We start from the raw sequence: 20,005 nt of genomic DNA, 5'->3' as shown, positions 1-20,005 counted from the left end.
CGATATTTCGCATAATATATCTTATGCGCATAACAGAGCGGCGCGGCGGGTGGTCGTCAAGGCCCCTCCGCCGCCTGTTCCGCGGCGTCCAGCAGGGCGATCGCCTCGCGCACATAGGCGGCGTGCGCCACCAGGCCGATACCCAGCGGTTCGTTGGACGGACGAACCTCCGATGTCAGCACGCCGGCGACGAACGGATGATCAGGCTGGACGGTCCCCGGCAGTTTGCGCGCCGCCGGGGTCCAGAACACCGGGCCGCCGGAGTTTCCGGGAAAGACAGGGAAATCAAGCAGGAATACCGGGTAGCTGTCTATCGGCGTCAGGGGCCAGGAGCCAACCCGGCCGACCCTCAGGATGGGGAAACCCGCCGTATTCGATGCATAGCCGCGCGGAAAGCCCAGGGTGAACAGCTCGTCGCCGGGCCCGACCTGCCATATGTCCAGGGACTCCCGGTCAGCCAGCCAGGCCATCGGAATGGCGGCGCGCGCGAACACCGGCGGCGCTGACACTTCCATGACCGCGATGTCCCGATCAGGGTGCTTGATCCAGACAGGCTCCCCCGCCTCGTCGCGAATCCGCAGCGGCTCCGGCGCGAAGCGCCAACCTCCGCCCGGAACCTCGACCCGCCAACCGATCCGCGCTTCGGCCGCGCTCATCCCCGACACCACATGCTGGGCCGTCACCAGCACCGTCCGGGGCTCGCCATTGGCGCGCGGCGCATCGATCAGGAACGCGGTCCCGACCCGGCGCGTGCCGTCGCCGTTCATCTGGTCGATCTGAACGGTGGCGTTGATCAGGCCGACCGTCAGATCCCATGCCGGCAAGGACAGGCCCGCCGCGGGCGGCGGCTCCTGGACCGGTTCGGGGGGCGTCTGCAGATCGAACATCATCCCCTATCGGGACAGCGGCATTTGTTCATTTGACGGCGGGTCTCCACCGCGCACAAGGTCCCGCGTCATTTCCGGGGACCACACATGAACCGCCGCGATCTGCTCGCCACGTCCGCCGCCGCGCTCGCCGCCGGCGCCCTTCCCGTTTCAGCCCGCACGCCCGGAGCCTCGATGCCGCAGAACCGCCCCGTCCCGCCCGTAGCCAAAAAGATTCCGGTGACCATCGAGCAGCTCGGGCGCGTGCGCACCGACGACTATCAGTGGATGAAGGACGACAACTGGCAGACCGTCCTGCGCGACCCGACCGTCATCAAGGCGGACGTGAAAGAGCACCTGCTGGCCGAGAACGCCTATCGCGAGGCGATGATGGCCTCGACCCTGCCGCTGCAGGCCGCGATGTTCGGGGAGATGAAGGGGCGCATCAAGGAAGCCGACAGCTCGGTCCCCTCGCCGGACGGCGCCTGGGCGTATTTCATCGAATATCAGACCGGCGACCAGCACCCACGGTACATGCGCAAGCCGCGCGCGGGCGGCCCGGCCCAACTCCTTCTCGACGCCAACGCCCTGGCCGAGGGCAAGGCCTATTCCGAGGTGTCGGCCGCCGACCACAGCCCCGACCACGCCCTGTTCGCCTATTCGGAGGACGCGCAAGGCTCCGAGGTGCACCATATCTTCGTCAAGGACCTGGCGACGGGCGAGGTGCTGCCCGATCCGATCGGATCGGCCATCGGCGACTTCACCTTCTCGCCCGACAGCCAGTGGATTTTCTGGACCAACCGTGACGACAACGGCCGGCCCGACAAGATCTTCCGTCGTCCCGTCCACGGCGGCGAGACGAGCCTGGTTTATGAGGAGGCCGACGACGGCATGTTCATCAGCGTCGGCCGCACCGCCGACGACGCCTTCATCCTCATCTCCATCGCCAACCAGGAGACCTCGGAAGCCCGCGTCATCCCGGCCGCCACGCCGACCGCGACGCCGGTCGTACTCGAGCCGCGCCATCCCGATCGGCTGTATGAGGCCGACCACTGGGGCGACCGCTGGGTGATCCGCACCAACGCCGACGCCGCCGTGGACTTCAAGATCGTCGAGGCGCCGACCATGACCCCGGCCAAGGCGAACTGGACCGATCTGGTCGCCCACACGCCGGGCCGCTTCATCGAGGCCGTGGCCCTGGTCAAGGACTACATCGGCCGCCAGGAACGGGCCGACGCCAATACGAAGATCGTCATCCGCGAGCGCTCGGGCGCCGAGCACGAGATCGCGGTGGACGAACCCGCCTACTCCCTGTCGCTGGCCGGGGCGTCGGAGTTCGACACCACCACCATGCGCTACGGCTACAATTCGCCGTCCACCCCGACCTCGACCTATGACTACGATCTGGCCACGCGCGAGCGGACCCTGCGCAAGGTGCAGGAGGTGCCGTCGGGGCACGACCCGGCCGACTATGTGGTCGAGCGGCTGAACGCCCCTGCCCCCGACGGCGAACTGGTGCCGGTGACGGTGCTGCGGCGCAAGTCGACACCGGTTGACGGTTCGGCTCCGGTGCTGCTGTACGGCTACGGTTCCTACGGCTCCCCGATGCCGGCCAGCTTCTCGACCAACCGGCTGTCGCTGGTGGACCGGGGCTGGATCTACGCCATCGCCCACGTCCGTGGCGGTTCCGACAAGGGCTGGAACTGGTTCCTGACCGCCCGGCGCATGACCAAGAAGAACACCTTCACCGACTTCATCGCCGCGGCCGAGCATCTGATCGCGCGCGACTACGCCCGCGCCGGAAACATCGTCGCCGAGGGCCGGTCGGCCGGGGGCATGCTGATGGGGGCGGTCAACAACATGCGGCCCGACCTGTGGGCCGGGGTGATCGGCGGCGTGCCGTTCGTCGATGTCATCAACACCATGAGCGACACCAGCCTGCCGCTGACGCCGCCGGAGTGGCCTGAATGGGGTAATCCGATCGAGGATCCCGAGGCCTACGACTACATGATGAGCTACAGCCCCTATGACCAGGTGGGGCCCCGCGCCTATCCGGCCGTGCTCGCCACGGGCGGTCTCTCCGATCCCCGCGTCACCTACTGGGAGCCGGAAAAATGGGTGGCCAAGCTGCGGCCGGCGACGACGTCGGGCAAGCCAATCCTGCTCAAGATCAACATGGAGGCGGGCCACGCCGGTTCGTCGGGCCGGTTCGACTATCTGAAGGAGGTCGCGCACGACTACGCCTTCGCGGTCTGGGCCATCGAGAAGGGCTGGGAGCGGACCTGAGCCGCTCACAGCAGGCCGTCATGCCCCCTGCCCTGCGAGACGCTGAAGCGAACGACCTTCCGGCCATCGCCGCCCTGTACGGCCGCGAGGTGGAGGGCGGCACGGCGACCTTCGAAACCACGCCGCCGACCCTCGAGGAGATGGCGCGCCGGTTCGCGGCGGTGAAAGGGCACGGTCTGCCCTGGCTGGTCGCGGAGATCGACGGGCGGTTCGCCGGCTATGCCTACGCCTCGCCGTTCCGGCCCCGGCCTGCGTACCGGTATGGCGTCGAGGGTTCGATCTATGTCGAGGAGGCCGCGCGCGGCCGCGGCGTGGGTCGAGCGCTGCTGGTCGCCCTGATCGACCGGGCCCGGGCCAGGGGCCTGCGGCATGTCATCGGCGCGATCAGCGACAGCGACACCAGCGCCGCCTCGATCGCCCTGCACCGGTCGCTGGGATTTCGCCAGGCCGGCGTCTACCGCCAGGTCGGGTGGAAGTTCGAGCGCTGGCTGGATGTCACCCTGATGCAGCTCGACATGGATCCCGACGGCGGGCCGCCCCGGGCGCCGGGACTGGATCTGACGGGCGGTCTCGCTTGAGGCGCCGGGGGATCGGGCGTAGATGACGGGCGTGCGAAGCCTGAACCTCATCCTTATGCTGATGGGCGCCCTGTCGGTGCTGATGCTGGGCGTGGTCCCGACGTCGGCCATGACCGGCGCGCCGCCGTCATGTCATGAGGCCGCTGTGCCGTCCCCATCGCGGCATGAGGCCCCCGCCCCTTCCGGCAAGGCCATGGCGGCCATGGCCTGCTGCGTCTCCTGCGTCGTGACGCCAGCGCTGGCGGCGCCGTCGCGCGACCTCGCCGCCCATCCTGCAAAGCCCACGGCGCCGGTTCCAGCCAGTCTGCCGATCGGTCTGTCGCCCGCCCCGGAGCATGGCCCGCCCAGGGTCTGATCGCGTCCCTCTTCACTGTGCCGCTCCGGCGGCGCGCGATCCTTCCATGTTTCCCAGGAGGCCATGATGGCTGTCCGTCTCTCCGCGTTCCTCACGGGCGCATCCCTGCTCGCGCTGGCCCTGCCCGCCGCCGCCCAGGACCATTCCCGCCACCCGACGCCGCCCGCCAGCCCAGGCGCCGGCGGGCACGCGGGGCACGCGGGGCACGCGCAACCTGCCGCGCCGCAGGCTCACGTCCATACGCCCGGCATGGTCATGGCGCCGCAACAGCCGCCTCCGGTCGATCCCCACGCCGGTCACGACATGGCGGCGATGGATCAGCCGATGACCAGCGCGCTCGGCCCATGGTCGATGACCCGAGACGCCTCGGGCACCAGCTGGCAGCCGGACCTGTCCGAGCACGGCGGGGTCCACGCTCAACGCGGCGACTGGTCGCTGATGGGCCACGCCCAGCTGAACCTCGTCCATGACTGGCAGAACGGTCCGCGCGGCGACGAGAAGACCTTCGTCAGCGGCATGATCATGGGCGCGGCCCGTCGCGACTTCGCCGACGGCTCGACGCTGAACCTGCGGGCGATGCTCAGCCCCGATCCCTTCATGGGCAAGGAGGGCTTTCCCCTGCTGCTGGCCGCCGGCGAGACGGCGGACGGCGTCAATCCGCTGGTCGATCGGCAGCATCCCCATGAACTGGTGATGGAGTTGTCGGCCTCCTACGCCCGCCGGCTTGGGGAGAAGGACAGCGTCTTCGCCTATGTCGGCCTGCCCGGGGAGCCGGCGTTCGGACCGCCGGCCTTCATGCATCGCATGAGCGCCATGGACAGCCCGGAGGCGCCGATCACCCACCACTGGCTGGACTCGACGCATATCGTCTTCGGCGTGGCGACCCTGGGCTGGGTGCATGACGCCTTCAAGCTGGAGGCCTCGACGTTCCGCGGGCGGGAGCCGGATCAGGACCGCTATGACATCGAGACCCCGGAGCTCGACAGCTGGGCCGTGCGGGGGTCGTGGAATCCCTCGCCGGAATGGTCGCTGCAGGCGTCCTGGGCCGACGTGACCGCGCCCGAGCAGCTGGAGCCCGGCGCCGACGAAACCAAGCTGTCGGCCAGCGCCATCCACACCCGCCGCATCGGACCGGACGGCTGGTGGTCCTCGACCCTGGCCTGGGGCCGCAAGACCAATGATCACGACGAATCGAAGGACGCGTGGCTGGCCGAGACGGCCTTCACCGCGGACGGCGTCTGGACCCTGTTCGCCCGGGCGGAGCGGATCGAGACGGATGAGCTGGTCGCCGGGCCGGGGGGCGGCCATGGTCCGCTCCATACTGTGTCCAAGGTCTCGCTCGGCGCGGTGCGGGACTGGCGGGTGGCGGACAATGTCCGCTTCGGTCTGGGGGCCCTGTACAGCGTCAACAGCGTGCCGGGCGGGCTGGAGCCAGTATATGGCGGCGATCCGGACGGAGGCATGATCTTCGCCCGGCTGAAGATCGACTGACGGCCGGTCGCGCCGCGCCGGCCCCGGGGCGCGGACCTTGGGGTCAGTGCGGCGCGATGTCCGCCGGCGGCGTCGTCAGCCAGGGCGCCAGGCGGAACCGGCGCGGCGTCTCGCCCAGGGTCCGGTGCTGGATGAACTGGCGCGCGAAGATGACGACGGCCTGGATGGTGGCCTCGTCGAACGGCTTGGAGACGGCCCCGAGGGCGCCAGCGAAACCGTCGGGGATCTGCTCGGGATTGGCGGTCAGGAAGACGACGGCGCAGCCGAACTCGCTGACCATCCGCTGGGCGATCTGGGGGCCCGTCAGGCCGTCCAGCAGGTTGACATCGACCAGGGCCAGGTCGGGCCGTTCGCGTTCGGCGACCGCGAAGGCGCCCGCCTTGTCCATGGCGCAGCCCACGACGTCGCAGCCGGATTCCCCCAGCACCAGCTCCAGCTCCATGGCGAGCAAGGCCTGGTCTTCAACGATCATGACCCTGAGGTCGGGCGGATTCGACACGCAACATCCCCACGCTTCCCGACCCGATACACTATTTGTGTCGGTTAGCGGACACTGCAACGCATCGTTGGCTAATTGGTTCGGCTCGGTTAAGAAAAATCCGGAGTTTTCAACACCTGGGGGCGTAATGGCCGCGATAGCCGAGGATCGCCTCGACGAGCTTCAACGGCGAATGCTGGGCGGCTATCAGCTGCTGCAGACCCTGGTGGGGATCCGTCTGCGCAGCGTCGTCGACCCCGAAAGCGTGCGGCATCTGGCCTGGCTGAGCGATGTGACGGCGGCGCTGGAGCTGATCAGCCGGCGCATGACCGCGGAGGGGCCGCTGGACTTCGCCGGCTATCTGGATGACGTCGCGACCTTCTGGCGCCGCGCCTGCGAGGGCCGGTCGGTGCGAATCGACGTGCGCGGCCAGGCCGCCCTCCTGCCCGACAGCCATCTGCTGCCGCTGGCCATCATCACCCACGAACTGATCTCCAACGCCTGCCGCCACGCCTTTCCGGACGACCGGAGAGGATCGATCGCGGTCGCCTTCTCGCGCGCCGTCGGCGGCGTCAGCCTGGTGGTTCGCGATTCGGGGATCGGCGCCGGGACCCTGACGCCCGGCGAAGGCCTGTCGCTGGTCCAGGGGCTGGTCGAGCACCTGGGCGGATCGATGAACATCGAGACCGCGCCGGGCGCCGGCGTGGGCGTGCGCATCCGCCTTCCGCTCGAGACGATCGGGGCGCACTAGCCGAGGGCCGGGCTGAAACGCAGGCCGAAGCGTCCACAGGCCGGATCCCGCATTCCGCGAGCGGGAGATCGGTGCGCGCCGGCGTCAGTTTCGGACACAGGCTTCGCGCTTCCGAACGTCCGCTCCCTTGATCAGGATCAATGTTCGGCCGCCGCCGCGAGCTCATCATAGGGGTCGAGGAATGGCGCAAGGCCTGCCCATGCCGTTTCTCGGCGACGACTTCCACTGTCCAGGCGCAGGCGGGAAATTTGTCATGCAAGCAAGGTCCATTTCAGCGTCCGCCCTGGCGGCCGTCCTGCTGGCCGGGTCCGCGGCCGGCGCCTTCGCCCAGTCGAGCCAGGGCGCGCCGTCCCAGCCCCAGGCCACGCGCCCGGCGATGACCAACCAGGACTGGTGGCCCGACCACCTCGATCTGAGCCCGCTTCGTCAGGAGACGCCTCAATCCAACCCGATGGGGCCGGATTTCAACTATGCCGAGGAATTCAGGACGCTCGATCTGGACGCCGTGAAGGCCGACATAGAAAGCGTGCTGACGACGTCCCAGTCTTGGTGGCCTGCGGACTACGGCAATTACGGACCTTTCTTCATCCGGATGGCGTGGCACAGCGCCGGAACATACCGCGTGGCCGACGGGCGCGGCGGCGCAGGCGGGGGTCAACAGAGGTTCGAGCCGCTCAACAGCTGGCCTGACAATGTCAGCCTCGACAAGGCCCGGCGCCTGCTGTGGCCGGTCAAGCAGAAATACGGCCGCAAGATTTCCTGGGCTGACCTGATGGCTCTCAGCGGGACGGTCGCCCTCGAACAGATGGGCTTCAAGACCATCGGATTCGCCGGCGGACGGGTCGATGACTGGGAGCCGGACACGATGTACTGGGGTCCGGAAAACGCGTTCCTCGCCGACCAGCGCCATAGCGGCGATCGCCAGCTGGAACGGCCCTTGGCGGCGGTCCAGATGGGCCTGATCTACGTCAATCCGGAAGGACCGAACGGCAATCCCGATCCTATCGGGTCGGCCAGGGATATTCGCGAGGTCTTCGGCCGGATGGCGATGGATGATGAGGAAACCGTCGCCTTGATCGCCGGCGGCCATACGTTCGGCAAGGCGCACGGCGCGCACCCTCCGGGCGAATGCGTCGGCCCGGAGCCGTCCGCGGCGCCGCTCGAACAGCAAGGGTTCGGCTGGATGAACACCTGCGGCAAGGGCAATGCCGAAGACACCGTCAGCAGCGGGCTGGAGGGTGCATGGACGTCCAATCCGGTCGCCTTCACGACCCAGTATCTCGACAACCTGTTCCGCTTCGACTGGGTGAAGACCACCAGCCCGGCCGGCGCGATTCAATGGATCCCGAGCGATCCCAGCGCAGCCGGCCTTGTCCCCGACGCCCACGTCGAGGGGGTGCGCCACGCGCCGATCATGTTCACCTCCGACATCGCGATCAAGGAAGACCCGGTCTATCGGGCGATTGCGCTGCGCTTCAAGGACAACCCGCAACTGTTCGCCGACGCCTTCGCCCGCGCCTGGTTCAAGCTGACCCACCGCGACATGGGGCCGAGCTCACGCTATCTGGGCAAGGACGTTCCGGCCCAGGTCTTCATATGGCAGGATCCCCTGCCCACGGCGGACTACGCCCGGATCGAAGCCGGGGATGTCGCCGCGCTCAAGCGGAGCATCCTGGCATCGGGCCTGACTGTCCCGCAGCTGGTCCGGACCGCCTGGGCGTCCGCGGCGAGCTATCGCGTCACCGACATGCGTGGCGGGGCCAATGGCGCGCGTGTGCGGCTTGAACCGCAGATCAACTGGCTCGCCAACAACCCGGCCGAATTGCGCTCGGTCCTCCGGGTGCTGGAAGGCATCCAGGCCGACTACAACCGGTCGCAGAGGAACGGAAAGAAGGTGTCGCTGGCGGATCTGATCGTGCTGGGCGGAAGCGCGGCCGTCGAAGAGGCCGCCAGGCAAGCCGGTTCGAATATTGAAGTGCCGTTCACGCCGGGGCGGGTTGATGCGACCCAGGCGCAGACCGACGCCGCCTCCTTCGCGCCGCTTGAACCCGTCGCCGATGGCTTCCGCAACTTCTATCAGCCGGGCAGCGAACGGTCCCCCGCGGTCATGCTGGTCGATCGCGCCGACCTGCTTGGTCTGACCGTCCCCGAGATGACGGTGCTGGTCGGCGGCATGCGGGCGCTCAACGCCAATACCGGCGGCTCGGCCAACGGCGTGCTGACATCGAGACCCGGCGTCCTGACCAATGATTTCTTCGTCAACCTGCTCGACATGTCCACCCGCTGGTCGAGGTCGGACCAGGGCGAAGGGCTCTACGAAGGACGTGATCGCGAAAGCGGCGCCCTTAAATGGACGGCGACTCCGGTCGACCTGGTGTTCGGATCGAATTCGGAACTGCGCGCGGTCGCCGAAGTCTATGCGTCGGCTGACGGTCGCGACGAATTCCTGAGCGACTTCGTGGAGGCCTGGGTGGCGATCATGAACCGGGATCTGCAATAGGCCGCCACGCGACGGCCTGATCTGACGAAATCCGGGCTTTCGGGACGCCCGAAACGGATGGCTGGGGAACTAGGACTCGAACCTAGAATGACGGTACCAAAAACCGGAGTGTTACCATTACACCATTCCCCAGCAGGTCCGGCGCATCCGGGGCTGAAGCGCCGGAAGGCGGTCGAGATACGCGAAGGCCGCGGGCGATGCAAGAACCGGTTTCGAGACTATTTTCACCGACCGCGAAACGATGCTTGCGGGGGTCAAAACCCGTCGCTATAAGCCCCCTCCTCAAGTCGGAGTGTGGCTCAGCCTGGTAGAGCACTGCGTTCGGGACGCAGGGGTCGGAGGTTCGAATCCTCTCACTCCGACCATCTTTCCCCGGAAAGAAGAGACAGCCCTTCGGGGCCCCGAGGTTTCCCCGGCCTCAATCCCCCGCCTTCGCCGAGACCGCGTTGAGATGCGCGCCCACGGCCTCGATCGTGCGTTCGCCCAGCGCCTTGCGGCGGGCGAGCAGATCGGGCGAGCCGGCGTCATAGTCGGCCATCAGCCGCTTCACGAACGATCCGTCGCGGACCTCGGTCAGGACATCGTCCATGGCGGCGCGCGAGGGTTCGCCGATGACGCGCGGGCCGGTCAGATAGGCGCCGTATTCGGCCGTGTTGGAGATCTTGGCGAAGGCGCCGGCGATGCCGCGCTCGAACATCAGGTCGGTCACCAGCTTGACCTCGTAGAAGCATTCGAACCAGGCCACCTCGGGCGGATAGCCGGCCCTGACCAGCTTCATGAAGGCGGCGTCGATCAGTTCGCCCACGCCTCCGCACAGGACCACCTGCTCGCCGAACAGGTCGCTCTCGCATTCGGCGGCGAAGGTGGTTTCCAGAATGCCCTTGCGGCCGCAGCCGAGGGCGGCCGCATAGGACAGGCCGAGCGCATGGGCGCCGCCCGAGGCGTCCTGATGCACGCCGAACAGGCAGAACACCCCCTGCCCTTCTTCATAGAGGTCGCGGATGCGCGGCCCGATGCCCTTGGGCGAGGCGAGGATGACGTCGACATCGGCGCGCGGCTCGACCAGGCCGAAGCGGACCGACAGGCCGTGGGCGAAGATCAGGGCGGCGCCGGGCTTCATCGCCGGCGCCAGTTCGTCGCGCCACAGGTCGCGGTGGGCCTCGTCCGAGACCATGACGGCGACGACGTCGGCGCCGGCTGCGGCCTCGCCGGCGGTCAGGACCGGAAAGCCGTCGGCGGCCGCTTTGGCGCGGGTGGCCGAGCCGGCTTTCAGACCCACCACGATGTCGCCGACGCCCGAGTCGCGCAGGTTCAGCGCATGGGTCCGGCCCTGGCTGCCGTAGCCGATGACGGCGACCCGCTTGCCGCGGATGATCGACAGGTCGCAGTCGCGGTCATGGAATACGGGGAGCGGCGTCGCTATCTGATCGGTCATGAGCACACAGATAACGCCTTCCGATGTCGTCGGCTTCTGGAAAGAGGCCGGCCCCTCGAAGTGGTTCGCCAGGGATGACGCCTTCGACGCCCTGTTCCGGCAGCGGTTCGAGGCGGCGCATTTCATGGCCGCGCGGCGCGAACTGGATCACTGGGCGGAAACGCCGGAAGGATCGCTGGCCCTGCTGATCCTGCTGGACCAGTTTCCGCGGAACGTCTTCCGTCATACGGGCCACGCCTTCGCCACCGATCCGCTGGCGCGCCATTTCGCGATCATGGCGCTGGACGAGCGTCAGGACCATGCGGTCGAGAACGATCTGCGCCGGTTCTTCTATCTGCCGCTGCAGCACGCCGAGGACATGGCCTTGCAGGACCGGCAGCTGACCTTGTTCCAGGCCATGGAGCGCCCCGCCGACGACCGTTGGGCCGAGCATCATCACAAGGTGATCGCGAGGTTCGGCCGCTTTCCCCACCGCAACCGCGCTCTGGGGCGCGAGACGACGCCCGACGAGCAGGTGTTTCTGGATAGGGACGGATTCAGGGGATAGCCCACCCAGCCTGTGGACCGAGCCCTCGCAGGACAGTGATTCGGCGCCCGAATCGGGGCCAACTCCATCGCATGAACGCCGTCGCCACCCTCGAAGACCTGCAGGCCCGCACGGGCGCCGTCGCGGCCGATCATCCGGAGTGGCAGTATCTCAATCTGCTGCGCGACATCCTCGACAACGGAACGCAGCGCGACGACCGGACCGGCACCGGGACGCTGGGCGTGTTCGGGCGGCAGATGCGGTTCGATCTGGCGAAGGGCTTCCCCGTCCTGACGACCAAGAAGCTGCATCTGCGGTCGATCATCGTCGAACTGCTGTGGTTCCTGCGCGGCGAGACCAATATCGGCTGGCTGAAGGACAACGGCGTCAGCATCTGGAACGAATGGGCCGACGCCGAGGGCGAGCTTGGCCCGGTCTACGGCAAGCAGTGGCGGTCGTGGGCGGCGCCGGACGGCCGGGTGATCGACCAGATCACGAAGCTGGTCGAGGGGCTGAAGACCAATCCCAACAGCCGCCGCCACATCGTCTCGGCCTGGAACCCGGCCGACGTCGACGACATGGCCCTGCCGCCGTGTCACTGCCTGTTCCAGTTCTTCGTCGCCGACGGCAAGCTGAGCTGCCAGCTGTACCAGCGCAGCGCCGACGTCTTCCTCGGCGTGCCGTTCAACATCGCCAGCTATGCGCTGCTGACGATGATGGTGGCCCAGGTCTGCGGCCTGAAGCCGGGCGAGTTCGTGCACACCTTCGGCGACGCCCACCTGTATCTGAACCACATCGAACAGGCCGAGACCCAGCTGGCCCGCGAGCCCCGCCCCGCCCCGACCATGACGATCACGCCGCGCGACGACCTGTTCGCCTACCGGCTGGAGGACTTCGTGCTCGGGGGCTATGAGCCGTGGCCGCATATCAAGGCGCCGGTCGCGATCTGATGTCGTTCGACCTTAAGGCCCTGCAGGCCGACGTCCTGCGCATCTCCGACATCTACGCCGCCGAGCACGGCATCGAGCGGTCCGGCGACTGGGCCCTGCTGAAGGTGCAGGAGGAGCTGGGCGAGCTGACGGCCGAGCATCTGCGCATGAGCGGCCGGGCGCGGGGCCAGGCCGACGCCGGCAAGCTGGGCGACGAGGCGGCGGATGTGCTGGGGATGCTGCTGATCTATTGCGACCGGGCGGGGATCGATCTTGAACAGGCCATGCAGCGCAAATGGCTGCACTGGCTTGATGGTTCGAGGGGCGAGGACTAGGTTTCCACCATGAGCGCAGGTCATCACGTCATTTCGGGATATCGAGGCGAATGGCGCGTCCGTAATACGGGGGCCGCCAGAGCCGCCCGCGTCTTCACCAGCCGCGAGGACGCCATCGCCTTCGCCCGTGAGCTGGCCAGGCGGGAGGGCGGAGAGGTGTTCGTTCACAACGAGGACGGGACAGTCCGGGATCATCGCACCTACGAACGCCGCGCCGGCTGACGGATGACCGCGGTCGCGCCGCCGGCTGACTTCGACCGGAACATCTTCATCAACTGCCCCTTCGATCCGCGGTACACGCCGATCCTGAACGCCATCCTGTTCTGTATCGTCTTTCTCGAGTTCAATCCGCGTCTGGCGACCGAACGGATCGACTCCGGAGAAACCCGGATCGGGAAAATCCTCGAGTTGATCGAAGCGTCACGGTTCGGCATTCACGACCTGTCGCGAAGCAAGTCGGCGGCTGCGGAGGAGTTGGCGCGACACAATATGCCCCTCGAACTGGGCCTCGACCTCGGTTGCCGACATCTCGGCGCCGAGCACCATCGACGCAAGGTGCATCTTATCATGGAGGAGGAGCGGTATCGGCATCAGGCCGCGATCTCGGATCTCTCCAACTCCGACCTTGCGATCCACGGCGGAAAGCCGAAGCGGGCCCTTGCCGAAGTCCGGAATTTTCTGGCGCCGCACAGGTCGGGCCGTACGCCCGGGCCGACGGAAATCTGGGATAATTTCTCCGAATTCCAGGCTGTGCTGTTCCTCTCTCTTACAGGCTCCGGACATTCAAAGGCCGATATCAAGGCGCTGCCGAGAGCCGAATACATCGCTCACATTCGGGATTGGATGACGCCCTGACCACCATGCCCCACCTCGCCCTCGTCGTCGCCCGCGCCCGCAACGGCGTCATCGGGCGCGACGGCGACCTGCCGTGGCGGCTGCGCAGCGATCTGCAGCGGTTCAAGGCCATCACCGTCGGCAAGCCCTGCATCATGGGCCGCAAGACGTGGGAGAGCCTGCCGCTGAAGCCCCTGCCCGGCCGGCTGAACCTCATCCTGTCGCGCGACGAGTCCTTCACGGCGCGCGGGGCCCTGGTCTGCACAACGCTGGACGAGGCGATCGAGATCGCGCGGGAGCAGGCGGAAGATGACGGCGTCGAGGAGATCTGCGTCATCGGCGGCGTCGCCCTGTTCGAAAAGGCCCTGCCGCGGGCGAAGCGGCTGTACGTCACGGAGGTCGAGGCCGAGCCCGGGGGCGACGCGGTGTTTCCGCCGTTCGACGAGGCGGCCTTTGTCGAGGTATCCTCGGAGGCGCATCCGGCCGGCGACAAGGACGACCACGCCTTCGTCTTCCGCGTGCTGGACCGGCGCTGAAACAGCCAGGAGAGCCGCCATGCTGATCGTGACCACCAATGACGCGCCCGGGCACCGGATCGTGAGAACCCTGGGACTGGTGCGTGGCATCACCGTGCGGTCACGCAACGTCATTTCCGACGCCATCGGGGGGCTTCAGTCGATGCTGGGCGGCCGGGTCGGCGTCTATGTCAGGCTGGCGGAGACCTCACGGGCCGAGGCCTATGACGATCTGGTCGCGCACGCCGAGGCCATGGGCGCCAACGCCGTGATCGCCATGCGCTACGAGGCCAATGAGATCATGGAGGGCGTCACCGAGGTGCTGGCCTATGGCACCGCCGTGGTGGTCGAAGCCGAGGCCTGAGGCTCGGGCATCGCATCGGTGCCGCACAGCCGGTCCCAGAAGCGGAAATACAGGCCGTAGTTGGTCTTCATGTGGGTGTGGTGGCGGCTGTGGTGCGTCGCGGTGATCAGCTGGGCGCCGGGGCCCGAGCGCACCCAGCGGTCGGGCCACATCTCCCAGCCGCAGTGGTTCATGACGGCGGCGGCGGTCATCACCGTCAGCAGGGCGACGACGACCCAGAGGTTGACCGGAACCAGGAAGACCAGCAGCGGCAGCAGCCAGGCCGTGGCGATCGCCTCGATCGGATCGAAGGCGAAGCTGGCGAAGGGGCTGGGCTCGCGGCTGCGGTGATGGCCGGCGTGGGCGACGGCGAACAGGCGCGGGTGATGCAGCAGGCGGTGCGTCCAGTAGTAGTGGGCGTCCTGGATCAGCAGCAGCCCGACAAAACTGACCGGCAGCCACCACCAACCGTAGAGGGCCGGATCGAGATACAGCCGCGTGCCGCCGGCCTTCCACGCCTCGAGGGCCACGGCGGCCGGGAAGGCGTAGATCGGCGTGGAGACCAGCGAATAGCGGATCTCCCGCAGCATCAGGCGGCGGGAGGGCCGCTCGCGATTGAGCCGGCGGCCGACGCCCGTCCTGCGGCCCCACTGCATCCACCAGACGGCGCCCGCGATCAGCAGATAGCGGGCGCCGATAATGGCGCTGAGCCACAGGGTGGTGAGGGCGAGGCCGGACATGGCGGCAGGATAGAGGGGCGAGGGTCGGGGGGCGAGGGTCGAGACGCCCCGCCCCCTGAACCGCGCCGCCTAGCTGAGGGTCATCATGGCCGAGCGCTCGAAGTCCTTCAGTTCGTCGAGACGGCCGTCACGGATCTTCTCGACCCAGTGGGGATCGGCCAGCAGGGCGCGGCCGACGGCGACGAGATCGAACTCGTCCTTCTCGAGCCGGGCGATGAGGCCGTCCAGCGAGGCCGGTTTCGAACCGGCGCCGCCGAAGGCGGCGATGAACTCGCCGTCGAGACCGACCGAGCCGACGGTGATGGTCGGCAGGCCGGTGACCTTCTTGGTCCAGCCGGCGAAATTGAGGTCCGAGCCCTCGAACTCGGGCTCCCAGAAGCGGCGCTGCGAGCAGTGGAAGACGTCGACGCCGGCCTCGGCCAGGGGCGACAGCCACTGCTCCAGCTCGGCGGGATCGTGGGCGTTCTTGGCGGCGAAGTCGTGCGACTTCCACTGCGACAGGCGCAGGATCAGGGCCATGTCGGGGCCGACGCCCTCGCGGACGGCCCTGACCACCTCGGCCCCGAAGCGGGCGCGGTCGGCGATGGTTCCGCCGCCCCATTTGTCGGCGCGGTCGTTGAGGCCGGACCAGAAGAACTGGTCGATCAGATAGCCGTGGGCGCCGTGAATCTCGACGGCGTCGAAGCCGAGCTCGCGGGTTGCGCGGGCCGAGCGGCCGAAGGCGGCGATGGTGTCGGCGATGTCCTCGTCGGTCATCGGCTCGAGGCCGCGCTTGCCGGGACTGGTCATGCCCGAGGGGCTGTCGACCTTGCCGAGCGGTTTCCAGTCCTCGCCCTGGCCGCGGGCCGAGCCGACGTGCCAGAGCTGGGGCGCGATCAGGCCGCCGGCGGCATGGACCTCCTCGACGACCTTCTTCCACGCCGGCAGAGCCGCGCCGTAAAAGACGGGCACCTTGGCGTCGTTGCGGGCCGCGGGCCGTTCGACGACCGTGCCCTCGGTGATGATCAGGCCGACGCCGCCCTCGGCCCGGCGGCGATAATAGCCGGCGACGTCGCTGGTCGGGATTCCGCCCGGCGAGAAGGAGCGGGTCATGGGGGCCATGACGATGCGGTTGGGCATCTTCAGGGACTTGACCTCGAACGGACGGAACAGGGCGTCGATGCTCATGGGCTCTCTTGGGGCGGAGTGACTGGAACCGACAAGGTGGCGATTACAGTTTCGTTTGGAAACCCTTAGAGACCCAGTTTTTCCGCGAGAACCGCGGCCATGCCGTCGAAGCGGGCGGCGAGGTCGCGATTCGTCGGGACCAGAACCGCCGGCACGCCGGCGTCGCCGCCCTCGCGGAAGGCGGCGTCCAGAGGCAGGGAGCCCAGGAAGGGGATGGACAGACGCCCGGCCTCGGCGCGCGCTCCGCCCTCGCCGAACACGGGGCCAGTCATGTTTTCGATCAGGCCCAGGGTCGGGACGCCGACCTTCTCGAACAACCGGTGGCCGCGGCGGGCGTCGGCGAGGGCGACCTCCTGGGGCGTCGAGACGATGACGGCCCCGTCCAGCGGCGTCTTCTGGATCAGGGTCAGCTGGACGTCGCCGGTGCCGGGCGGCAGGTCGACGATGAGGATGTCCAGGGGCGCGTCCCCGGTTCCCCAGCGGGTCTGGGTCAGCATCTGGGTCAGGGCCTGGGAGGCCATGGGGCCGCGCCAGATCATGGCGTCGGAGGCGTCGGTCAACAGGCCGACGGACATGGCCCTGAGGCCGTGGACGCGATGCGGCTCCATCTTGCCGTCGCGGTATTCGGGCTTTCCCGCCATCCCCAGCATGGTCGGCAGGGAGGGGCCATGGACGTCGGCGTCCAGCAGGCCCACGGACAGGCCGCGCGCGGCGAAGGCGGCGGCGAGATTGACGGCGACGGTGGACTTGCCGACCCCGCCCTTGCCGCTGGCGATGGCGAGGACGCGGCGGACGTGGGCGGGCCGGTCGGTGGCGACGGGCGCCCGGGGCCGGGTCTGGTCGACGGCCTGGGGCGACAGGGACGCCCGGCGCGTCGGGGTCGTGATCGCCTCGGCCGACAGCACCACGGAGACGCGCGCCATGCCCGGCAGCGCTTTTAGCGCGGCCTCGGCGGCGTCACGGACGGGGGCGTAGAGGGCGGCGTCGGCGGTCGGCACCTCCATGACGAAGCCGGCGCGGTCCTCGGCGATCGTCAGCCCCTGCACGAGGCCGGCGGCGACCAGCCCCTGCCCGGTCTTCGGATCGAGGACGGCGTCGAGGGCGGCGAGGACGGCGGCGCGGTCGGGCAAGACGGGTCAATCCAGGTTGCGGGGGCGAGGCCTGCGTTCTATCGCCGGAGACCCCTGCCCGCGAGCCCGCATTTGCCCCGACCCCTCATCACCCTGATCGCCGGCCCGACCGCCTCGGGCAAGTCGCGGCTGGCGCTGGAGATGGCCGGGCGCACGGGGGCCCTGATCGTCAACGCCGACAGCCAGCAGCTTTACGCCGATCTGACCGTCCTGAGCGCGCGGCCCTCGGCGGAGGATCAGGCGCGGGCCGAACACAGGCTGTACGGCGTGGCCGATGCGGCGGACGCCTGGTCGGTGGGACGATGGAGCCGGGCGGCGCTGCCGATCCTTGCCGAGCAGGCGGATCAGGGGCGGCCTGTCCTGCTGGTGGGCGGAACAGGTCTGTATTTCACGTCTCTGACCAAGGGGTTGGCGGATATTCCGGAGATTCCGGTCAAGATCCGCGACGCGGCCGGCGCGATGTTCGACGCCGAGGGCGAGGCCGCCCTTCGCCGTCGTCTGGCCGAGGTGGACGCGGCTGCGGCGGCGCGCATCGAGGCCGGCGACCGGCAGCGGCTGACCCGGGCCTGGGCCGTGGCCGCGCACACCGGACGTTCGCTCAGCGACTGGACGGCGGACACCTCGCCCCTGCTGGCCCCGGACTCCTGGACCGGGCTGGTGGTCGAGCCGGAACGGGAGGCTCTGTACGCCCGCTGCGACGCCCGCGTGGCGCAGATGGTCGAAGGCGGCGCGCTTGAGGAGGTCCGGGCCCTCGTCGCACGGAGTCTGGCGCCCGACCTGCCGGCGATGAAGGCGGTCGGGGTGCGCGAGTTCGCCCGCCATCTGTCGGGCCTGACGACGCTGGAGCAGGCGGTGGAGGCGACGCGACAGGCGACGCGCAACTACGCCAAGCGGCAACTGACCTGGTTCAGGAACCAGACTCCCGGATGGGAACGGCATCCGGGGCCCGGCGAGGTCCACGCGCCCGCGCCCTGAGACGCCGCTCGCGGCGGATGCTATGCAGGAGCGAGGGTGCGGCGGTCGCATCCGCCAGCGTGACGTCGCCCCGGACCGTTCCGTTGCGCGCGCGAACTTCGAGAGCGCGCATGACGAACCGGGTCGATTCCCTCATCGAGCAGATCCGGGCGCTGGAGCATGATCTGGCGGCCGAATTCTCGCGGCAGCGCTCGGGCTTCCGGTTCGGGCTGGAGCATGGCCGGGCCCGGTTCGAGGAAGAGGCGGTGCGCCGGCTCGAGGAGCGCCGCGTCCACCTGATGAAATATATTCTGGGCGCGCCGCTGCTGTATGTGGTGACCGCCCCGGTGATCTATTCCCTGATCCTGCCGTTCGCCGTGGCCGATCTGTGGGTGTCGATCTACCAGGCGATCTGCTTCCGCGTGTACGGCATTCCGCAGGTCCCGAGGGGCCGATACATGATCTTCGACCGGACCGGCCTGCCGTATCTGAACGCCCTCGAGAAGCTGAACTGCGCCTACTGCTCCTATGTGAACGGGGTCATCGCCTATGTCCGCGAGGTCGCTGCGCGCACCGAACAGTACTGGTGCCCGATCAAGCACACCCGGCGGCTGATGGGGGCCCACGGCCGCTACGCCGGGTTCGGCGATTTCGGCGACGGCGAGGCCTATCGCGAGGCGCTGGAGGTGTCGCGCCGGGCCCTGCGCGAGGGCGACGACGACTGACCTGCGACAGTCCCACTTCGGACCTTGGAAGGCGGGGCCGGAGCCCCTATATTGGTCTTGCCGGGGCTTGCTCCGGACTATGGCGATAAACGCGCTTGTAATAAGCGGACCGGACCCGGGTGCGATTCCCGGCGGCTCCACCATTTCTTCCCCGCGTTATCGGCGGAGCGAGCATGGGGCCGACTAGCATCGACGGACGTGTAAAGAAGACTGCTTTCGCCCGTCCTGGCCCACCGTATCGGGCCATTTTCTAACTGCGAACGATAACTTCGCTGGAGAAGTCGCTCTCGCCGCGTAAGCGGTTCGGGTGATTTCGAACACTTAAGTCCTCGGGGATCAGTTCCCGGGGCGGGGCCCGGAGGGCGCCTGCCAACAGAAGCCCTCCACCTATCTCAGGGACGCGCCCTCCTCTTCTTTTGGAAGATGCGGGGGGCCCGCCAACAGAACCCCTGGCGCCTTCCCTCGACATCCAGCTGTGCACCGCCAGACAGAATCCCGGCGTTTTCACCACGTCGCCATCTTTCGCCCGCCGTCCGGCGCCGCTATCAGTCGCGCGAACCATCGAGGCGACCCATGGCCGACGAAACTCCCCCAGTCGACGAGATGCACTACGAGCAACTGGCGCAGGACGCCCTGCGCGGCGTCATTCGCTCGGCGCTCGAACGGGCCGCCCTGCCCGAGGGCATTCCCGGCGCGCACCATTTCTACATCACCTTCAAGACGCGGGCGCCCGGCGTCAGCGTGCCGCCCGACGTCATGGCCAAATACCCGGACGAGATGACCGTCGTCCTGCAGCACCAGTACTGGGACCTGAAGGTCGAGCCGACGAAATTCTCGGTCATGCTGAAGTTCGGCGGCATGCCGAAGGTCCTGGCCATGCCCTATACGGCCGTGACCCGCTTCTACGACCCGTCGGTGCAATTCCTGCTGCAGTTCGAGGCGCCGGCCACGGTGGAAGAGATCGCCGCGGAGATCGCCGCGACCGAACCGGCCCGCACCGAACCCGTCGACACGGGCGACGACGGCCCGAAGGTCGTCTCGCTGGACCAGTTCCGGAAGAAATAGAC

The 20,005-nt window shown here is 68.3% G+C and carries 22 protein-coding genes, 2 tRNA genes and 1 other RNA gene; 18 read left to right on the top strand and 7 right to left on the bottom strand.

Features of this window, described 5'->3' with window-relative positions; genetic code table 11:
- Nucleotides 1-56: 56 nt before the first annotated feature.
- Nucleotides 57-890, bottom strand: coding sequence for a serine protease (locus tag WC555_RS03035; protein WP_373251025.1), 834 nt, complete (start codon nucleotides 888-890; stop codon nucleotides 57-59).
- A gap of 84 nt (nucleotides 891-974) precedes the next feature.
- Between WC555_RS03035 and WC555_RS03030 the strand changes: the two genes are divergently transcribed.
- The 4 genes from WC555_RS03030 (at nucleotide 975) to WC555_RS03015 (ending at nucleotide 5,576) form a co-directional block, all read left to right on the top strand.
- Complete coding sequence (locus WC555_RS03030) at nucleotides 975-3,152, top strand: S9 family peptidase (protein ID WP_373251023.1); 2,178 nt, start codon at nucleotides 975-977, stop codon at nucleotides 3,150-3,152.
- A gap of 20 nt (nucleotides 3,153-3,172) precedes the next feature.
- The gene (locus tag WC555_RS03025) at nucleotides 3,173-3,730 is read left to right on the top strand and encodes an N-acetyltransferase family protein (protein WP_373251021.1); all 558 of its coding nucleotides are present in this window, start codon (nucleotides 3,173-3,175) and stop codon (nucleotides 3,728-3,730) included.
- A gap of 22 nt (nucleotides 3,731-3,752) precedes the next feature.
- Nucleotides 3,753-4,085, top strand: a complete 333-nt coding sequence (locus WC555_RS03020; RefSeq protein WP_373251019.1) for a hypothetical protein — start codon at nucleotides 3,753-3,755, stop codon at nucleotides 4,083-4,085.
- A 66-nt stretch (nucleotides 4,086-4,151) separates the two neighbouring features.
- Nucleotides 4,152-5,576, top strand: coding sequence for a hypothetical protein (locus WC555_RS03015; RefSeq protein ID WP_373251017.1), 1,425 nt, complete (start codon nucleotides 4,152-4,154; stop codon nucleotides 5,574-5,576).
- Between the two features lie 43 nt (nucleotides 5,577-5,619).
- On the opposite strand, the gene WC555_RS03010 is transcribed toward WC555_RS03015, so the two are convergent.
- Entirely contained in the window at nucleotides 5,620-6,075 is a 456-nt protein-coding gene (locus WC555_RS03010; protein WP_373251015.1) for a response regulator, read from the bottom strand.
- Nucleotides 6,076-6,202: 127 nt separating this feature from the next.
- Between WC555_RS03010 and WC555_RS03005 the strand changes: the two genes are divergently transcribed.
- Both WC555_RS03005 and katG read left to right on the top strand, forming a co-directional pair.
- Nucleotides 6,203-6,805, top strand: a complete 603-nt coding sequence (locus WC555_RS03005; RefSeq protein WP_373251014.1) for a sensor histidine kinase — start codon at nucleotides 6,203-6,205, stop codon at nucleotides 6,803-6,805.
- Between the two features lie 253 nt (nucleotides 6,806-7,058).
- The gene (katG, locus tag WC555_RS03000) at nucleotides 7,059-9,305 is read left to right on the top strand and encodes a catalase/peroxidase HPI (RefSeq protein WP_373251012.1); all 2,247 of its coding nucleotides are present in this window, start codon (nucleotides 7,059-7,061) and stop codon (nucleotides 9,303-9,305) included.
- Nucleotides 9,306-9,363: 58 nt separating this feature from the next.
- Here the strand turns inward: katG and WC555_RS02995 are convergent.
- Nucleotides 9,364-9,437: transfer RNA gene (locus WC555_RS02995), tRNA-Gln, on the bottom strand.
- A gap of 156 nt (nucleotides 9,438-9,593) precedes the next feature.
- On the opposite strand from WC555_RS02995, the gene WC555_RS02990 reads away from it, so the two are divergent.
- A tRNA-Pro gene (locus tag WC555_RS02990) sits at nucleotides 9,594-9,670 on the top strand.
- A 53-nt stretch (nucleotides 9,671-9,723) separates the two neighbouring features.
- On the opposite strand, the gene ilvC is transcribed toward WC555_RS02990, so the two are convergent.
- A complete protein-coding gene (gene ilvC, locus WC555_RS02985; RefSeq protein ID WP_373251011.1) occupies nucleotides 9,724-10,740 on the bottom strand; it encodes a ketol-acid reductoisomerase in 1,017 nt (338 codons plus the stop codon).
- On the opposite strand from ilvC, the gene WC555_RS02980 reads away from it, so the two are divergent.
- The 7 genes from WC555_RS02980 to WC555_RS02950 all read left to right on the top strand — a co-directional run bounded on the left by WC555_RS02980 (nucleotide 10,739) and on the right by WC555_RS02950 (nucleotide 14,243).
- On the top strand, nucleotides 10,739-11,287 hold the full coding sequence (locus WC555_RS02980; RefSeq protein ID WP_373251010.1) for a DUF924 family protein: 549 nt from the start codon (nucleotides 10,739-10,741) through the stop codon (nucleotides 11,285-11,287). The two genes, ilvC and WC555_RS02980, sit on opposite strands and share 2 nt — an antisense overlap.
- 71 nt (nucleotides 11,288-11,358) lie before the next feature.
- A complete protein-coding gene (locus WC555_RS02975) occupies nucleotides 11,359-12,216 on the top strand; it encodes a thymidylate synthase (protein ID WP_373251008.1) in 858 nt (285 codons plus the stop codon).
- Nucleotides 12,216-12,530 (top strand): phosphoribosyl-ATP pyrophosphohydrolase, encoded by a 315-nt coding sequence (locus tag WC555_RS02970; RefSeq protein ID WP_373251006.1) that lies wholly within the window; start codon nucleotides 12,216-12,218, stop codon nucleotides 12,528-12,530. The genes WC555_RS02975 and WC555_RS02970 overlap by 1 nt, the downstream gene beginning before the upstream one ends.
- Nucleotides 12,531-12,539: 9 nt before the next feature.
- A complete protein-coding gene (locus WC555_RS02965; protein ID WP_373251004.1) occupies nucleotides 12,540-12,752 on the top strand; it encodes a DUF2188 domain-containing protein in 213 nt (70 codons plus the stop codon).
- 3 nt (nucleotides 12,753-12,755) lie between these two features.
- A complete protein-coding gene (locus WC555_RS02960) occupies nucleotides 12,756-13,385 on the top strand; it encodes a hypothetical protein (protein ID WP_373251002.1) in 630 nt (209 codons plus the stop codon).
- Nucleotides 13,386-13,390: 5 nt separating this feature from the next.
- Nucleotides 13,391-13,900: a dihydrofolate reductase gene (locus WC555_RS02955; protein ID WP_373251000.1), complete on the top strand. Its 510-nt coding sequence runs from the start codon at nucleotides 13,391-13,393 to the stop codon at nucleotides 13,898-13,900.
- 19 nt (nucleotides 13,901-13,919) lie between these two features.
- Nucleotides 13,920-14,243 carry a YbjQ family protein gene (locus WC555_RS02950; protein WP_373250998.1) on the top strand — a complete coding sequence of 108 codons (324 nt, stop codon included), beginning with the start codon at nucleotides 13,920-13,922 and terminating at the stop codon, nucleotides 14,241-14,243.
- Here WC555_RS02950 and WC555_RS02945 read toward each other — a convergent pair.
- From WC555_RS02945 to WC555_RS02935, 3 genes are all read right to left on the bottom strand, one after another.
- The gene (locus WC555_RS02945; protein ID WP_373250997.1) at nucleotides 14,207-14,962 is read right to left on the bottom strand and encodes a sterol desaturase family protein; all 756 of its coding nucleotides are present in this window, start codon (nucleotides 14,960-14,962) and stop codon (nucleotides 14,207-14,209) included. The genes WC555_RS02950 and WC555_RS02945 overlap by 37 nt on opposite strands.
- A 69-nt stretch (nucleotides 14,963-15,031) precedes the next feature.
- Nucleotides 15,032-16,129, bottom strand: coding sequence for an NADH:flavin oxidoreductase (locus WC555_RS02940; RefSeq protein ID WP_373250995.1), 1,098 nt, complete (start codon nucleotides 16,127-16,129; stop codon nucleotides 15,032-15,034).
- A gap of 65 nt (nucleotides 16,130-16,194) precedes the next feature.
- A complete protein-coding gene (locus WC555_RS02935) occupies nucleotides 16,195-17,259 on the bottom strand; it encodes an Mrp/NBP35 family ATP-binding protein (RefSeq protein ID WP_373250994.1) in 1,065 nt (354 codons plus the stop codon).
- 72 nt (nucleotides 17,260-17,331) lie between these two features.
- Here WC555_RS02935 and miaA point away from each other — a divergent pair, with 72 nt between their 5' ends.
- From miaA to WC555_RS02915, 4 genes are all read left to right on the top strand, one after another.
- Nucleotides 17,332-18,234: a tRNA (adenosine(37)-N6)-dimethylallyltransferase MiaA gene (gene miaA / locus WC555_RS02930; protein ID WP_373250993.1), complete on the top strand. Its 903-nt coding sequence runs from the start codon at nucleotides 17,332-17,334 to the stop codon at nucleotides 18,232-18,234.
- Nucleotides 18,235-18,344: 110 nt separating this feature from the next.
- Nucleotides 18,345-18,938, top strand: coding sequence for a hypothetical protein (locus WC555_RS02925; RefSeq protein ID WP_373250991.1), 594 nt, complete (start codon nucleotides 18,345-18,347; stop codon nucleotides 18,936-18,938).
- A gap of 20 nt (nucleotides 18,939-18,958) precedes the next feature.
- Nucleotides 18,959-19,326, top strand: a transfer-messenger RNA (tmRNA) gene (ssrA, locus tag WC555_RS02920).
- A gap of 185 nt (nucleotides 19,327-19,511) precedes the next feature.
- Complete coding sequence (locus WC555_RS02915) at nucleotides 19,512-20,003, top strand: SspB family protein (RefSeq protein ID WP_373250989.1); 492 nt, start codon at nucleotides 19,512-19,514, stop codon at nucleotides 20,001-20,003.
- Nucleotides 20,004-20,005 lie beyond the last annotated feature (2 nt).

This window comes from Brevundimonas sp., assembly GCF_041648615.1.
GTDB lineage: Bacteria > Pseudomonadota > Alphaproteobacteria > Caulobacterales > Caulobacteraceae > Brevundimonas.
The sequence above is the reverse complement of the archived record's forward strand: the minus strand, read 5'-3'. Positions and strand labels throughout refer to the sequence as shown.

Bases quoted from the DNA above. Each gene is read 5' to 3' on its own strand.
- WC555_RS02950 (WP_373250998.1), top strand. From the start codon at position 13,920: ATGCTGATCGTGACCACCAATGACGCGCCCGGGCACCGGATCGTGAGA.
- WC555_RS02940 (WP_373250995.1), bottom strand. From the start codon at position 16,129: ATGAGCATCGACGCCCTGTTCCGTCCGTTCGAGGTCAAGTCCCTGAAG.
- WC555_RS03020 (WP_373251019.1), top strand. From the start codon at position 3,753: ATGACGGGCGTGCGAAGCCTGAACCTCATCCTTATGCTGATGGGCGCC.
- WC555_RS03025 (WP_373251021.1), top strand. From the start codon at position 3,173: ATGCCCCCTGCCCTGCGAGACGCTGAAGCGAACGACCTTCCGGCCATC.
- WC555_RS02925 (WP_373250991.1), top strand. From the start codon at position 18,345: ATGACGAACCGGGTCGATTCCCTCATCGAGCAGATCCGGGCGCTGGAG.
- WC555_RS02980 (WP_373251010.1), top strand. From the start codon at position 10,739: ATGAGCACACAGATAACGCCTTCCGATGTCGTCGGCTTCTGGAAAGAG.
- WC555_RS02970 (WP_373251006.1), top strand. From the start codon at position 12,216: ATGTCGTTCGACCTTAAGGCCCTGCAGGCCGACGTCCTGCGCATCTCC.
- WC555_RS02915 (WP_373250989.1), top strand. From the start codon at position 19,512: ATGGCCGACGAAACTCCCCCAGTCGACGAGATGCACTACGAGCAACTG.
- WC555_RS03015 (WP_373251017.1), top strand. From the start codon at position 4,152: ATGGCTGTCCGTCTCTCCGCGTTCCTCACGGGCGCATCCCTGCTCGCG.
- WC555_RS03030 (WP_373251023.1), top strand. From the start codon at position 975: ATGAACCGCCGCGATCTGCTCGCCACGTCCGCCGCCGCGCTCGCCGCC.
- WC555_RS03035 (WP_373251025.1), bottom strand. From the start codon at position 890: ATGATGTTCGATCTGCAGACGCCCCCCGAACCGGTCCAGGAGCCGCCG.
- ilvC (WP_373251011.1), bottom strand. From the start codon at position 10,740: ATGACCGATCAGATAGCGACGCCGCTCCCCGTATTCCATGACCGCGAC.
- WC555_RS03005 (WP_373251014.1), top strand. From the start codon at position 6,203: ATGGCCGCGATAGCCGAGGATCGCCTCGACGAGCTTCAACGGCGAATG.
- katG (WP_373251012.1), top strand. From the start codon at position 7,059: ATGCAAGCAAGGTCCATTTCAGCGTCCGCCCTGGCGGCCGTCCTGCTG.
- WC555_RS02975 (WP_373251008.1), top strand. From the start codon at position 11,359: ATGAACGCCGTCGCCACCCTCGAAGACCTGCAGGCCCGCACGGGCGCC.
- WC555_RS02945 (WP_373250997.1), bottom strand. From the start codon at position 14,962: ATGTCCGGCCTCGCCCTCACCACCCTGTGGCTCAGCGCCATTATCGGC.
- WC555_RS02965 (WP_373251004.1), top strand. From the start codon at position 12,540: ATGAGCGCAGGTCATCACGTCATTTCGGGATATCGAGGCGAATGGCGC.
- WC555_RS02960 (WP_373251002.1), top strand. From the start codon at position 12,756: ATGACCGCGGTCGCGCCGCCGGCTGACTTCGACCGGAACATCTTCATC.
- WC555_RS02955 (WP_373251000.1), top strand. From the start codon at position 13,391: ATGCCCCACCTCGCCCTCGTCGTCGCCCGCGCCCGCAACGGCGTCATC.